At 48.7% G+C, this 13708-nt stretch carries 12 protein-coding genes; 3 read left to right on the forward strand and 9 right to left on the reverse strand.

What is annotated here, in order from left to right:
* Nucleotides 1-90 precede the first annotated feature (90 nt).
* The 4 genes from J4645_RS11965 to J4645_RS11980 form a co-directional block, all read right to left on the reverse strand.
* Nucleotides 91-648, reverse strand: coding sequence for a DUF3156 family protein (locus J4645_RS11965; protein ID WP_000100109.1), 558 nt, complete (start codon nucleotides 646-648; stop codon nucleotides 91-93).
* Nucleotides 626-2125 carry an APC family permease gene (locus tag J4645_RS11970; RefSeq protein ID WP_000475960.1) on the reverse strand — a complete coding sequence of 500 codons (1500 nt, stop codon included), beginning with the start codon at nucleotides 2123-2125 and terminating at the stop codon, nucleotides 626-628. Before J4645_RS11970 ends, J4645_RS11965 begins: the two co-directional genes overlap by 23 nt.
* Nucleotides 2126-2333: 208 nt before the next feature.
* On the reverse strand, nucleotides 2334-2708 hold the full coding sequence (locus J4645_RS11975) for a cupin domain-containing protein (RefSeq protein WP_001608014.1): 375 nt from the start codon (nucleotides 2706-2708) through the stop codon (nucleotides 2334-2336).
* A 14-nt stretch (nucleotides 2709-2722) separates the two neighbouring features.
* On the reverse strand, nucleotides 2723-4024 hold the full coding sequence (locus J4645_RS11980) for an FAD-binding oxidoreductase (RefSeq protein WP_001608015.1): 1302 nt from the start codon (nucleotides 4022-4024) through the stop codon (nucleotides 2723-2725).
* Nucleotides 4025-4185: 161 nt separating this feature from the next.
* Here J4645_RS11980 and J4645_RS11985 point away from each other — a divergent pair, with 161 nt between their 5' ends.
* Nucleotides 4186-5670 carry an NAD-dependent phenylacetaldehyde dehydrogenase gene (locus J4645_RS11985; RefSeq protein WP_001286383.1) on the forward strand — a complete coding sequence of 495 codons (1485 nt, stop codon included), beginning with the start codon at nucleotides 4186-4188 and terminating at the stop codon, nucleotides 5668-5670.
* 135 nt (nucleotides 5671-5805) lie between these two features.
* Here J4645_RS11985 and iraD read toward each other — a convergent pair whose 3' ends face one another.
* The 5 genes from iraD to J4645_RS12010 all read right to left on the reverse strand — a co-directional run bounded on the left by iraD (nucleotide 5806) and on the right by J4645_RS12010 (nucleotide 10146).
* Nucleotides 5806-6186 carry an anti-adapter protein IraD gene (gene iraD / locus J4645_RS11990; protein ID WP_001543513.1) on the reverse strand — a complete coding sequence of 127 codons (381 nt, stop codon included), beginning with the start codon at nucleotides 6184-6186 and terminating at the stop codon, nucleotides 5806-5808.
* Nucleotides 6186-6671: an Hcp family type VI secretion system effector gene (locus tag J4645_RS11995; RefSeq protein WP_000338753.1), complete on the reverse strand. Its 486-nt coding sequence runs from the start codon at nucleotides 6669-6671 to the stop codon at nucleotides 6186-6188. The genes iraD and J4645_RS11995 overlap by 1 nt, the downstream gene beginning before the upstream one ends.
* Before the next feature lie 725 nt (nucleotides 6672-7396).
* On the reverse strand, nucleotides 7397-8320 hold the full coding sequence (locus J4645_RS12000; protein ID WP_000540892.1) for a polysaccharide deacetylase: 924 nt from the start codon (nucleotides 8318-8320) through the stop codon (nucleotides 7397-7399).
* A gap of 38 nt (nucleotides 8321-8358) precedes the next feature.
* On the reverse strand, nucleotides 8359-9237 hold the full coding sequence (locus tag J4645_RS12005) for a carbon-nitrogen hydrolase family protein (protein WP_000089257.1): 879 nt from the start codon (nucleotides 9235-9237) through the stop codon (nucleotides 8359-8361).
* A gap of 312 nt (nucleotides 9238-9549) precedes the next feature.
* The gene (locus tag J4645_RS12010) at nucleotides 9550-10146 is read right to left on the reverse strand and encodes a TetR/AcrR family transcriptional regulator (RefSeq protein WP_000428463.1); all 597 of its coding nucleotides are present in this window, start codon (nucleotides 10144-10146) and stop codon (nucleotides 9550-9552) included.
* Between the two features lie 374 nt (nucleotides 10147-10520).
* On the opposite strand from J4645_RS12010, the gene uidA reads away from it, so the two are divergent.
* Entirely contained in the window at nucleotides 10521-12332 is a 1812-nt protein-coding gene (gene uidA / locus J4645_RS12015; protein WP_000945953.1) for a beta-glucuronidase, read from the forward strand.
* Nucleotides 12329-13702, forward strand: coding sequence for a glucuronide transporter (gene uidB / locus J4645_RS12020; protein WP_001075549.1), 1374 nt, complete (start codon nucleotides 12329-12331; stop codon nucleotides 13700-13702). The genes uidA and uidB overlap by 4 nt, the downstream gene beginning before the upstream one ends.
* The last annotated feature ends 6 nt before the right edge of the window (nucleotides 13703-13708 follow it).

Genomic DNA, 13708 nt, shown 5'->3' on the forward strand with positions numbered 1-13708 from the left:
CCCCGCGTCAAGTGCGGGTCTTTTCCCCATGTGTCATATATGCCTGAATTAATACCATTCTCTGAGCTGATGCCTCAATAAAATGTCATATTATCTGGCGTCGGTATCCTGTTGCAGCCATTGATTCATGGCCTGATTGATCATATTTATCACACTAAGCAGAAGAACACGCTGGTGCCGCTCAAGCCGCAGATAACGGCGCAGCGGCGGCATTTTACAAACCACTTCGCTAGCAGCCCATAGCTCAATGCTGCAATACCATTCCTTATGATGTAAAACCAGCGTAAACCGACGATAATCCAGTTCACTCAGTGCCTGTTGTAAATTGGGGAAACGATTAAGATAGTTAATCAGCCCGGCGGTACTTTTGCTGCCAGTAAAAATGACGGGATAACGTTTCAGCCATCCGGGCTGATGAACGCGAATTTTGCCCTGCAAAGGATAATTGATTGTGCCTTTCACCCTGAATTCACAACTGTGAATACTGGCCATGAATAATCGTTTTTGCTGAACATGGCAGATAACCTGGGTAAATGCATTCAGATGCAGCACGGCGCTATGTTCGGTCAATTTTTCACAACGCCAGCCGCTCAAATCACGTAACACCATGTTCATTAATGTGCTCTTAAACCAGGGGACGGAGGACATCTGGCGTCATCTCTTCATTGTTTCGCTTTTCATAATTGCCCATCGCCCGTTCCACGACCTCTTCTACCGGAAGTGGGAGGAAAGGATTAACCCGTTGCACACATAATGTCCAGAATAAGGCATAGGCGGCAGTCAATCCAAGCATAATACCGAATGGTATAAGTACATCCCGACTGTTCATTCCTGGAGGTGCGATATTAATAATGGCGATAATAATACCCACGCTCGAAATAATCTGAGGTAAGGGGAACCAGGGGGCCCGGTAAGCGCGTGGCAAATCGGGGCGCCGAATACGTAAGATAACGACCGATAACGTTACCAGCAGATAAGCTACCCCCCAGGCGCAGACCGCAGCGAGGATCAGCGGAACAATGTGGTCGATATCACCGTTCAGATACCAGGCATGTAAACAGGGGATCGCAACACCGAAAGCGATGGCGATGACCGGTGTTTTAAAGCGGGGGTGCAACCAGGTCAGAAACCGCGGCAAAGCGCCGTCCAGCGCCATGCCGTATATAATACGCGGTACTGCCGCCATCAGCGTATTAATCGTCGCACATCCCGCTAACAACAACCCCACGCCCAGCCAGTATTGCCCGACATGTCCCATGACACGATTGGCGAAGGCCGGAATAGCCATCGGCGTATCCAGTAAAAAGATATGGTTTGCCGCATCGACAACCACATTATTTACCTGCCGGTTAATCGCAGCGCCATAGAGGAACATACAACCTGCCACCGCTAAAAGGCCAAGCGCCATCGCTCTGGGAATCGTACGATGCGCTTTTTTAATTTCCGGCGCCATTGGCGTTACCAGTTCACAACCGACGAACATAAACATCGCCATGCCAATATAACCAAACAGACCAGAAAGATTACTGACATCAAGCGGTGCGCCAAACCACCCAGAATGATGAGTGACCGGGGATAACAGGATCCCGCATAAACCGAAGATGGTCAGGGTAGTCCACATACCGAAAGTAAGAAATACTTCCACCTTGCCAAATACTTCAACACCAATGGCATTCAGTAACCCGAAAACCACTACCATGCCGACGCCAACCATCCAGGTATTGTGCTGCATGGCCACGTGTTCGCTAACAGACTCAAAGTTCACCAGCGCCATGACGCCAGCGAGAATCGTTTCTGCCGTGCCGGCAAAAATGTGTACGATCAGGTAAGCGCAAAGCGCACCGGTGATAGCGAAAAAACGCCCCATTCCGCAGGAAATATAGTCGTAGACGGAGCCAGTTGTGGGAATAAGCGTTGCCGCTTCGGCAAAGGTGGTAATCTGCGCTTGCATCATAATAAATGCCAGTAATACCGCAAGGGCAAAGGTATCTCCCCCTGAGCCAAAACCACTGGTCACGGTCAGGATCACCGGGCTTGCCATAATCAGCCCGACGGAGCTGGCAAGCGTCGTGGGGAAACCAATAACGCCACGTTCAAGATGGCTGGCAAGTCTGTTTTTAAACATGGTCAACCTCTTCACTATTATTACAACAATAAATTACCGCTCCGGAATAACGCTTATTTATGGCAGGCAGCGCATCTAACAGGTATCGTCCTGAAGAGGGATAACGGTAAATAACGTTGTGACGCCGTCCCCGCATGCGCTAATAGCAAGTGGGGAGCGCGTTATTCTCCCCAGTGATGCCAACGCTACTGACGAACAATTAAAGGATTCAACCCTGTTTGTGGCTTTCAACGTTTGCCAGATAATGTTTTACAAAACGGGGCGTTAAAACTTTCCATGCCACTTCGGTTCCCTGTTCAACAAACCAACTATCGCCTGGTGAAAAACGTATCGGTTCCTGACCCGCAACAGTGAGTTCCACTTCCCCTTCCAGCACGGTTGCGTGCTCGGTAAAGGGATAAATCATCGTGAAACCGCCGCGGGTCGATGAAAACAGTCCACAGGTAAATACATCCTCAGGTTTACCGTAAATCATCGCAACGGCAACCTGAGGATCGCCTTCTGTTGGCAACGCCCCCAATAGGCTGACACTCCCGACTGGCTGTAATTCAGGAACAGGTTGATTGAGTTTAAAAGCGTACATTAATGTTCTCCTGGTTAATTCCGGCCTTTCCAGAAACCGGCTGTTTGATGTATCAGTTTTCCCGCACTGACCAGTAATAGACGTAGACTGTCGCGACCATAAATTGTCGCGTGGGGAATGCTACTCATCAGACGATACCGCTCGGAACCGCCATTTATTCCTTCGGCCAGGATTTTGCATACAATATGGGAAGGCGTGACACCAAATCCGGAATAACCCTGAACATAAAAAACATTATTGTGTTCACGAAGCGTGCCAATCTGCGGAAACAGATTCGCGCTACAGGCCATCGGTCCGCCCCAGGCAAAATCGATTTTAACGTCTTTTAAATAAGGGAAGACCTCCGTCATCAGAGTGCGGTTCCAGGCAGCAAAATCGTGCGGGGTATATTCAAGAAACCTTGTGGCGCTGCCAAACAGCAGACGGTTTTCTTTTGTGAGACGGTAGTAATTTATCACCGGGCGGATATCGCTAAAAGCCCCGCGCAAGGGACTGATCCGCTCAACAAGCTCGCTGGAGAGAGGTTCTGTAGAGACCTGATAAGAATAAGTAACCAGCGTTTTCTTATAAATTTCTGGTTCCAGATTATTGAGAAAACTATCACAGGCCCACAGCAATTTGGCTGCTTTTACGCTGCCCATCGCAGTACGTACCCGCACAGTTTTACCGTAACTGACCTCAACCACAGGTGAATATTCGAATAGCTTCACCCCCAGCGAATTCGCAGCCTGAGCGGAGCCCAGCAATAAATTCAGCGAGTGGACATGCCCTCCCCCCATATGCTTGAGAACACCGCAGTAGACGTCGGAACCGATAACCTGCTGCACGTCTTTACCGGTATAGAGTTCAATATCGTCTTCCGGCGTAGCGGCTTTGAATTCTTTTTCCCATTGTTGCAGCGTTTTTAACTGCCGCTGGTTGTAGGCCAGATAACCATATCCGGGGACAAAATCAGCATCAATATGGTATTTACGAATTCGCTCCCGAATAATACCTGCGCCGAGGTTCGAGATTTTAAACAGCGTCTCCATTCCCGCTGCGCCTACATATTTTTTAACGGCTTCGATGTCGTGACCTATACCGGCCATCACCTGACCGCCGTTTCGTCCGGTGCCGCCATACCCAAGATGACGGGCTTCCAGAACGACAACATTAGTGATCCCCTGCTCCGCCAGTTCCAGCGCGGTATTGATGCCTGAAAAGCCACCGCCAATGATCACCACATCGGCATCAATATCCTCTTGCAGAGCAGGAAAATGCAACGGGTATTTTTTCGTCGCGCCGTAGTAATTCAACGCATCGATTTTTGTATTCATCGCGTTACCTTGTCATCACGCTTGACTAAGACCGCTATCACAGCACGGTAACGTTTTACAAAATATCGTCCGGAAGAATGACGTTCTTTGGAACGATATTCAGCTCCGAAAAAGTATGTTGGGATGGAAAAACGTACATTCCTGACCTACAGGCACTTCTGATGAGCGATGTGACATTACTTGCCGAAGTAACGACTTTTTTACGCCAACGACACGGACAATTTATTGCAGGTGAACGTCAGGCCGGAAACGGCACGAACTTTTCGGTCACTAACCCAGCCACCGGCAAAATCATCGCCGACGTTGTGTCGGCAACCCCTGCGCAGGCAGAAGAGGCCATGCAGAGCGCCAGACGGGCGTTTGATGTCTGGCGTAAAATGCCAACGTTACAACGCGGCGCATTACTGCTGAAACTGGCTGATACTCTTGCCGCTCATCGTGAAGAGTTAGCTCAGCTGGAAAGCGTCTGTTCAGGTAAAACGATTCTGCTGTCGCGCGGTCTTGAACTCGATCAGTCAGTGGCTTTCCTGCGTTACTTTGCCGGTTGGGCAGGAAAAATAACCGGTGAAACGCTGAATGTCTCCCTGCCATCAATGGGAGAAGAGAGATACACAGCGTTTACCCAACGCCAACCCATTGGCGTGGTCGTCGGTATTGTGCCGTGGAATTTCTCAATTATGATTGCTATCTGGAAGCTGGCCGCAGCGCTGGTATGTGGCTGCACCATCGTCATTAAACCAAGTGAATATACCCCGCTGACACTGCTGCGAGTCGCTGAACTGGCTAAAGAGGCAGGTTTCCCTGATGGCGTAATTAACGTGGTAAACGGTGCTGGCGGTGAGATAGCGCAACAGCTGATCGCGCATCCAGATTGCGCCAAAGTGAGTTTCACCGGGTCAGTCGCGACAGGTGAGAAAGTCCGGCGTTCGGCAACATCGTCAGGAAAACGCGTTACCCTCGAACTGGGAGGGAAAAATGCGGCGCTGTTTCTCAATGATCTCTCGGCACAAGCCATGGTCAACGGTATTCTTGAAGCCGGTTATCTGAATCAAGGACAGATTTGTGCTGCCGCAGAGCGTTTTTATCTGCCCCAGGAAAAACTGGATACGGTCATGACGCTCCTCAGGCAACGGTTATCGGAGATCGTGCCCGGCTCGCCTTTAGATGAAAAAACGGTGATGGGCCCGCTGGCGAATCAGGTTCAGCTTGAAAAAGTGCTGCGTCTGATTCAACTCGCACGGGAAGAAGGGGATACCATTGTTTACGGCGGTGAAACTTTACCCGGCGAAGGGTACTTTTTACAGCCGACGGCGGTAAAAGTGCGTAGTAAAAACAGTACGCTGATGCACGAGGAGACCTTTGGCCCTGTCTGTAGCTTTATCGGTTATCAGAATGAAAAAGAGGCGCTTTCGCATATCAACGCTTCGCCATTTGGCCTTGCAGCAAGTGTGTGGTCGGAAAATATGTCTAAGGCATTACGCTACGCTGAAGATATTGATGCTGGCATGGTGTGGGTCAATATGCATACCTTCCTCGATCCTGCGGTACCCTTTGGAGGGATGAAAGGATCGGGCATTGGTCGTGAATTTGGTAGCGCGTTTATTGATGACTATACCGAACTTAAATCTGTCATGGTCCGTTATTAACCATCCTGAAAATGATGCAGGCAGATCAACCATACCGAAAGGTGGACTGCCTGCCTGATTATCAGGTTCGCTCGCTGCGTTTTATTGCTTTTGGGGTAATGTAAAACGCCCGGCCCGGCGTTCTTTTCTGCATTACTAGCGCCATCTACCGTTAGAGTAGGCTATCTCCAGTCTTAACGGTTCAGACTCATCCTGTAACATCGCTTCCAAAGACAACGCCAGCGTCTGATGATGGGCATCTTTTACACTGACTTTCAGCATGTTGATGCTCGGTTCATAACGTAAAATAGCAGCGCGAAGCTCACGGCAAAACCAGTTGAGAACCCGTTTGTCACCCACATTCACCTCGTGCCATTCCGGCATACCCCGAGTGAGCAGCGGCGGTAATGTCTCGCCACCTGCCACAGCGCAAGAGTTGAATAAACACATTAACTTGCGGCGTACCAATTCATGTGGGCTTATCCCCTCAACCAAGAGCCTGTCGAATAGCGCGACCGGAATGGTTGGCGTCATCATCATTTCCCTATCTGGTCCATCGCCAGATCCCATACTGACGTTCTGGACTCCTGTTGAGCGCCGTCTGATTTCTCGGCAGTGATTTGCCATTCGATTTTCGTGAAGTTCAGCGACATCGTTTCCACCGGCTTACCGCCGGCGCCGCCGCTAACACTGAGTTGTGATATCAGCACGTTTGTCAGGGTATAAACGATAAGCGACCGCATTTTGCCGTCGTCATTGCGGCACAACGTCAGCACCGCGGTTCTAATTAGCCTCCCGCTACAGCAGTACTCATTGAGCACAGGCGTGGCGAGGTCGACAAATTTGGTGAGCGACATTTCACCAACATGCGCACGCCCGGAAGTCCGCTCAGTGAGGCTAACATCGTTATTTACCTGCATTGCCACATTGTGGCTATAAGACATGATCTCTATCTGATCTTCAAAGCCTTCAACCTGGCTTTCGCCTTTGATATTGTCGAGCTTTAAAAAAATCGCATCCATGATTTATCTCCTTGTTGATCAGGTGGCAGTTCAGCAGCCAGACGAATACCAGCAGCCAACGCTTGTGACTCTTATTAAAAGCGCAACTACCAAAAAACACAGCGTGAAAAGCGCCAGGTTTGCAGGGATTTTACCAACGTTTACCCACGTCTGATAAACGTTATTCCGCTGGTTGCAATGCAATAGAGGGTTTTGGCCCGCTGTGGCCAAATACAATTGAGGTTATACTGAACGCTCTCTGCCATATTCAATCCCTTTTATCGCAAAGTATCCCTGGTGCCGGTATCACAGCGTCATTATTCAAAAATTGACATTTCAGAATAATAATCAGCTATATATAAAAAACACATCAAAAAGCAAATATCAACTTAATTTTTACTTATTTAATAAAAAACCCCAAATTGATTTACATCAATTAACACATACAAAAACACTAAAAATCAAAGCGTTAAATAAAAATTAATCACTATGGAAATTTTATTTTTCTTAATACTCACATTATAAATGTTATTTGCTTATTTTCCTGTGAACACTAAAAAATGATTTAAATCAAAAAACAAACTATTCTCGTTGATTAACGTTTTGACCGAAATAAAAAAGATTTTATACGTCCCGGGATAGTCTCCCTTTCTGATGGACAATATGCATTAACGAGCGGGCAAACAGGTAACTTCTGCCCGGGTAATCCGTTACCCGACTGATATTAACATTGTCATGAGGTGATATCATTTGCCTGGCCAGCCATAATCATCCGGAACCGGCGCTACGCCACGAACATCAGGACGGAGCATTTTTTGTCGATCCTCTTCGTCATCCACCCAGACACTGGCTATCTCTTCACAGGTTGCAAACCATACGCCATCATGCCCTTTAATATGTTCAATCAAGCGTGACAACATCATCATATGATGCCCATGACCGATTATCTGCGGATGAAGGGCCATCGCATATAAACCGTTTTCCTGATGGTTATAAGCATAGGTAAAAATATCCTTCCAGCGTCGCAGAACACCGTCAGTATCGCTCATCCCCTCCTGGTTGCCGGTATACGCCAGTGCGGGAAAATCATCCAGATACCAGCTAACAGGAATTTCCAGAATCGCGCTGGCCGGGCCTGCGATATTTCCCGTCTCCCAATTCACCTGCCAACGTTGAGGATGGTAAGGCACAAGATCTCTCGCCATCAGGCTACTGTCATAGAGAAAACCGGCTTCCTCCAGAAGATCCAGCGTATTCTCGCTATAATCCCAATAGGGAGAACGGTATCCCACAGGACGTATGCCGAAATGTCTTTTATAACAGGCGAACGCCAGATCCATAAGTCGGCGCTCTGTATCACGATTCACCAGCGTCGGATTTTCATGATAGTAGCCATGGTGAGCGATTTCATGCCCGGCATCAAAAATCGCTTTACTGATTTCCGGGAAGGTGTCTACAGTGTGTCCGGGAATAAAAAAGGTGGTTTTGATATTATTTTCTTTGAACAATTTCAGAAGCCTTGGTACGCCAACTTGTGCACCAAACTCTCCTCGTGACATAAAGGATGGCGACGGTCGATTAAATCCGCCCAGCCATAAAGACTGAGCATCTACATCGACACCAAGATTGACCGCAATCCTTTTACCCTCAGGTAATTTTAAATATCCCATAACGACCTCCAGCTAATACATAGAAGGGACACATTCTGTTATTTAATGTGTGATGGCCAGATATTATATATGCCTGCTTTTCTGCGTCTGTCCTTGAACGTTGTTGCTGCCCCCCCAAGTCTATTTTCATATAGAACATCGAGGTTAATTTCTCCTGAAATGACATCCTCTTGATTGACGTGCGCCTCTGCGATAATACCTTGTGGATTTTTCCACACGACATCACAGGGGCTTAAAATTGAACTTCGGGCCCAGCAGCCTGGCAGTGGTCCACCCGGGTTTCCGCCCAGGCAACAGTGAACAAGATAAATTTGATTTTCAATACAACGTGCGTGGCAACAATGCCTGACTCGCCAAAATCCCTGTTCAGTAAACGTAGCGGAAGGCGTTAAAATTAACTCCACACCCTGTTCCACCAGCGTCGCGGCACACTCCGGTATTTCTGCTTCATAACAAATATTAAAACCCACCTTTGCAAATGGCAGTTGAAAAACAGCCATTTTATCGCCTTCCTGAGTATACCAACCCCGTTCAGCCGGAAAGATATGCGTCTTACTGTGAGCATAATGTTCGCCATCGGGTCCCCATATATGCGCAACATTCTCATAGCGATCTGCTCCGGTCTGCTCCAGATGAGAGCCAGCAATAATGAACTGTCCTCTTTCTTTCGCTTCCTGTTGAAAAAGCTGCTTATAGGCATCCGTGAACTGATCAATTAAAGTAAGGTGTGAAATGGGTCTTTCTTGCCATTTTTTCAATAGTGTAAATAGCTCAATGGTAAATAGCTCCGGGAAGATAACGACATCAGCTCCCTGACTTTTATTAAGAAGTATCCTTACCTTTGTTATGAAATCTTCAAAAGTGTTTATTTCAGTAACAATATACTGACAGGCTGAAACAGTAAAATTACGTGACATCGTGATATCCCCGGCATGAAATTTAAACTTAAATTAACGTATAGCGCATGGAGAATATTAGGGAGTGGGCATTACGACATCAGGTTATTTTTTGTGAAGCTACGCAAAATATATGGAGAAAAGAGTAGAAGCATTGAAGCTTTATTTACATAAAGGGGACTTTATCGATGATCGCAGCGAGACAGAGAGTCGATAAAAATCCAGGCGAAAAACAATAACCCTTACCACAATATTATTTTCATCATCTAAAAATAATCAGGCAAACTAAATGATAACGCGCTCGTATAAAACGAACGCGTATTTTTACCGACACTAGCTTGCAGAGTTGCATTTTAGTAGCCCGGTTAACATAGTTCTTAACGTCGTCGCAAAACTGACGTGCCGGGCATTCTCAGCAGAGCTGCTATCCGATAAAACACCATACGTGGTAGCTAATAATAGCCTTGCCGCCATTTCTTTATCCACATCGGCGCCAATTTCCCCCTTCGCCTGCGCATCGTTAAAACGTGCAACCAGCGAGGCGATAATAGTGTGGTATTTATTGGTTAGCATTTCCGCGACCTGAGGATTACGCATCCCTTCAGCCATAATCTCTACGACCAACGCCCGCTGCGCGCAGTCTTCACGCGTGACGGCAATAGTTGACTCCACCAGATAATCCACCAGCCCAACGCCCTCCAGCGGCTCACGAAAATGGGTTAGTGCTCTTTCCTGATCTTCTAAAATAATGGCTTCAATCAGGGCCTCTTTAGAGGGGAAGTGATGATAGAGTGTGCCGGGGCTCATGTCGCTGGCCTTACAGATCGTTTTCATTGATGTACTGTGAAAACCGTTTTCAGCAAAACACTGCCTGGCGGCGCGTAAAATTCGCATCCGCGTCGGTAGTGATTCGGTAAGTTTATTCTCCATTACGTTGACCCATTTTTCACTCTGCGTGGTGGCAGTGTACCCGGGCGCACTTCAGGCGCCTACTCTTCATCCTATTTTCTTTGATCCTCATGATATCCCTCCCGCCCCCTCCCCCTCACTTCCTGTATAAAAAACAGTAGAACGAACGTTCGATTGAACATTTTTTGCCATATGTCAACGGATGAAAATGGTTTTATGTGACAAAAGAAACAAAAATCAGGTTGCAATCCTGTTTTTTTTGATCCGCCTTAAGATCCTTCCTTTCTGCATTTTCCCTCTCGATCGCTGCGTGATAACTATTGCCTCAGACAACTGGTTAACTTGTTTTATTGCTGGTTGACCAATGAAAATTCATCAGGATTAAGGAGTGAACAATGTTACGTCCCGTAGAAACCCAGAGCCGCGAAATCAAAAAACTTGATGGACTGTGGTCGTTTTGCACGGATGCAGACGATTGCGGTATCGCGCAACAATGGTGGCGACAACCGCTCCCCCAAAGCCGCGCTATCGCCGTACCGGGTAGTTATAACGATCAGTTTGCCGATGCAGAGATCCGCAACTATGTCGGCAATGTCTGGTATCAGCTCAACGTCCGCATCCCCAAAGGCTGGGAGCATCAACGCATCGTTCTACGTTTTGATGCCGTCACGCATTATGGAAAGGTATGGGTAAATGACCACGCCGTGATGGAACACCAGGGAGGCTATACACCTTTCGAAGCGGATATCAGCCACCTGGCGGCAGCCGGAGAGAGCATACGTATCACAGTATGCGTCAATAACGAGCTGAGCTGGCAGACTATCCCTCCGGGGGTGGTGACCCGTGATGAAACGGGGAAAAGGCAGCAATCATACTTCCATGATTTCTTTAATTACGCCGGTATCCACCGTAGCGTCATGCTCTACACCACACCAAAAACGTTTGTTCAGGATATTACGGTGACGACGGAGGTCGCGAACGATCTCTCCCGGGCCACACTGAGCTGGCGGGTGGAGGCCAACGGTGAAGTACGCGTAGAACTGCGGGATGCCGGGCAGCATATTGTCGCCTACGGCGAAGGGGCAAAGGGCGAATTACAGATAGCAGCGCCACGATTATGGCAACCGGGCGAAGGATATCTGTACGAGCTGCGGGTTATCGCACAGCATCAGGACGAACGTGATGACTATCCGCTTCGGGTAGGAATCCGTAGCGTAGCGGTAAAAGGCGAACAGTTTCTGATAAATCATAAACCTTTTTATTTTACCGGCTTCGGTCGCCATGAAGATGCCGATCTACGAGGGAAAGGATTTGATAACGTGCTGATGGTACACGATCACGCGCTAATGTCGTGGATTGGCGCCAACTCTTATCGCACGTCGCACTATCCTTACGCCGAAGAGATGCTCGACTGGGCGGACGAGCATGGCATTGTCGTCATTGATGAAACAGCAGCTGTTGGTTTCAATCTCTCTTTAGGTATCGGCTTTGATTCCTGCGAAAAACCGAAGGCGCTATACAGCGAGGAAGGCGTCAATGATGAAACACAGCGGGCGCATCTCAAGGCTATTCAGGAATTGATCGCCCGCGATAAAAACCATCCCAGCGTGGTGATGTGGAGTATCGCGAATGAGCCGGATACCCGTCCAGAAGGCGCCAGAGACTATTTTGCGCCACTGGCGCAGGCCACGCGCGAACTGGACCCGACCCGCCCTATAACCTGCGTGAACGTCATGTTTTGCGATGTGGAAACCGACACCATCACCGACCTCTTCGATGTGGTGTGCCTGAACCGCTATTACGGTTGGTATGTACAAAGCGGCGATCTTGCGAAAGCAGAAAAAGTGCTGGAGAAAGAGTTACTGGCCTGGCAGGAGAAACTCCACCGCCCCATCATCATGACGGAATATGGTGTCGATACGCTGGCAGGGCTGCATTCGATGTACAGCGACATGTGGAGCGAAGAGTACCAGTGCGCCTGGCTGGAGATGTATCACCGAGTATTCGATCGCGTTAGCGCCGTTGTCGGCGAGCAGGTCTGGAACTTTGCCGATTTCGCGACTTCACAGGGCATTATGCGCGTCGGCGGTAATCGAAAAGGGATTTTTACCCGCGACAGAAGACCAAAATCGGCGGCCTTTATACTGCAAAAACGCTGGACCGGTATGACCTTCGGCGAAAAGCCACAGCAGGGAGAGAAATCATGAACCAGCCGCTTTCCTGGCGCGTTATCGTAGGCTACAGCCTGGGTGATGTTGCCAATAATTTCGCCTTCGCCATGGGGGCGCTGTTCCTGCTAAGTTATTACACCGACGTCGCAGGCGTCGGTGCCGCCGCTGCCGGTACGATGCTCTTACTGGTACGAATATTTGACGCCTTCGCCGATGTGGTGGCGGGACGCATAGTAGATAGTGTAAATACCCGCTGGGGGAAATTTCGCCCGTTCCTGCTGTTCGGATCGGCGCCGTTAATGCTGTTTAGCGTACTGGTATTCTGCGTCCCGGCAGAGTGGAGTCATAGCAACAAAGTTATTTACGCATATCTCACCTATATGGGACTTGGGTTCTGCTATAGCATGGTCAATATTCCCTATGGATCGCTGGCGACGGCAATGACTCAGGAACCGCGTTCGCGCGCCCGTCTCGGCGCGGCGCGCAGTATTGCGGCCTCGCTAACGTTTGTCTGTCTGGCCTTCCTGATCGGGCCGCGTATTACTCATTCCAGCCCGACAGAAATGGCGTCGGTCTACCTCTTCTGGACCATTATCCTGGCCATTGCCGGTATGGCGCTGTATTTCATCTGTTTTAAATCTACCCGCGAAAACGTGGTGCGTATCGTCGCGCAGCCGTCGTTAAAAATCAGTCTGCAAACGCTTAAACAGAACCGCCCGCTAATGATGCTTTGTACCGGCGCGCTATGCATTCTGATCTCGACCTTCGCCGTCAGCGCATCGTCACTGTTCTATGTACGCTATGTTTTGAATGATACCGCCCTTTTCTCGGTTATCGTGCTGGTACAAATGCTGGTAGGTTCTGTGGCGTCAGCACCTCTGGTTCCCCGTCTGGTGGCGAAGATAGGTAAGAAGAATACCTTCCTGGCGGGCGCCTTAATGGGCACCCTTGGGTATTTGCTTTTCTTTTATATGTCTGACCATTCAGTGCCCGTGGCCTTAACCGCTCTGGCGATTGCCGCTATTGGCCAGGGGATCACCATGACGGTAATGTGGGCGCTGGAGGCGGATACCGTGGAGTACGGCGAATATCTCACGGGCGTGCGCATAGAAGGTCTGACTTACTCGCTATTTTCTTTTACCCGTAAATGCGGCCAGGCTATCGGCGGTTCTATTCCGGCCTTTATTCTTGGGTTAAGTGGCTATATCGCCAATCAGACGCAGACGCCGGAAGTCATTACCGGTATCCGGATGTCTATATCGCTCATACCGTGCGGCTTTATGTTACTGGCTTTTATTATTATTTGGTTTTACCCATTAACGGATAATAAATTTAAGGAGATTGTTCAGGAGATAGATAAACGAAAACAGTCACAGCAACAACTTATTAAAGATTTTAATAAATAGCTTTTC

Source organism: Salmonella sp. 32082101201600294FB01SM01 (assembly GCF_017572865.1).
Classification (GTDB): Bacteria; Pseudomonadota; Gammaproteobacteria; order Enterobacterales; family Enterobacteriaceae; genus Salmonella; species Salmonella enterica.

What these genes read in the sequence shown, in the direction of transcription:
- J4645_RS11965 (WP_000100109.1), bottom strand. Translation starts at nt 648, where the DNA reads ATGTCCTCCGTCCCCTGGTTTAAGAGCACATTAATGAACATGGTGTTA.
- J4645_RS11970 (WP_000475960.1), bottom strand. Translation starts at nt 2,125, where the DNA reads ATGTTTAAAAACAGACTTGCCAGCCATCTTGAACGTGGCGTTATTGGT.
- J4645_RS11975 (WP_001608014.1), bottom strand. Translation starts at nt 2,708, where the DNA reads ATGTACGCTTTTAAACTCAATCAACCTGTTCCTGAATTACAGCCAGTC.
- J4645_RS11980 (WP_001608015.1), bottom strand. Translation starts at nt 4,024, where the DNA reads ATGAATACAAAAATCGATGCGTTGAATTACTACGGCGCGACGAAAAAA.
- J4645_RS11985 (WP_001286383.1), top strand. Translation starts at nt 4,186, where the DNA reads ATGAGCGATGTGACATTACTTGCCGAAGTAACGACTTTTTTACGCCAA.
- iraD (WP_001543513.1), bottom strand. Translation starts at nt 6,186, where the DNA reads ATGATGACGCCAACCATTCCGGTCGCGCTATTCGACAGGCTCTTGGTT.
- J4645_RS11995 (WP_000338753.1), bottom strand. Translation starts at nt 6,671, where the DNA reads ATGGATGCGATTTTTTTAAAGCTCGACAATATCAAAGGCGAAAGCCAG.
- J4645_RS12000 (WP_000540892.1), bottom strand. Translation starts at nt 8,320, where the DNA reads ATGGGATATTTAAAATTACCTGAGGGTAAAAGGATTGCGGTCAATCTT.
- J4645_RS12005 (WP_000089257.1), bottom strand. Translation starts at nt 9,237, where the DNA reads ATGTCACGTAATTTTACTGTTTCAGCCTGTCAGTATATTGTTACTGAA.
- J4645_RS12010 (WP_000428463.1), bottom strand. Translation starts at nt 10,146, where the DNA reads ATGGAGAATAAACTTACCGAATCACTACCGACGCGGATGCGAATTTTA.
- uidA (WP_000945953.1), top strand. Translation starts at nt 10,521, where the DNA reads ATGTTACGTCCCGTAGAAACCCAGAGCCGCGAAATCAAAAAACTTGAT.
- uidB (WP_001075549.1), top strand. Translation starts at nt 12,329, where the DNA reads ATGAACCAGCCGCTTTCCTGGCGCGTTATCGTAGGCTACAGCCTGGGT.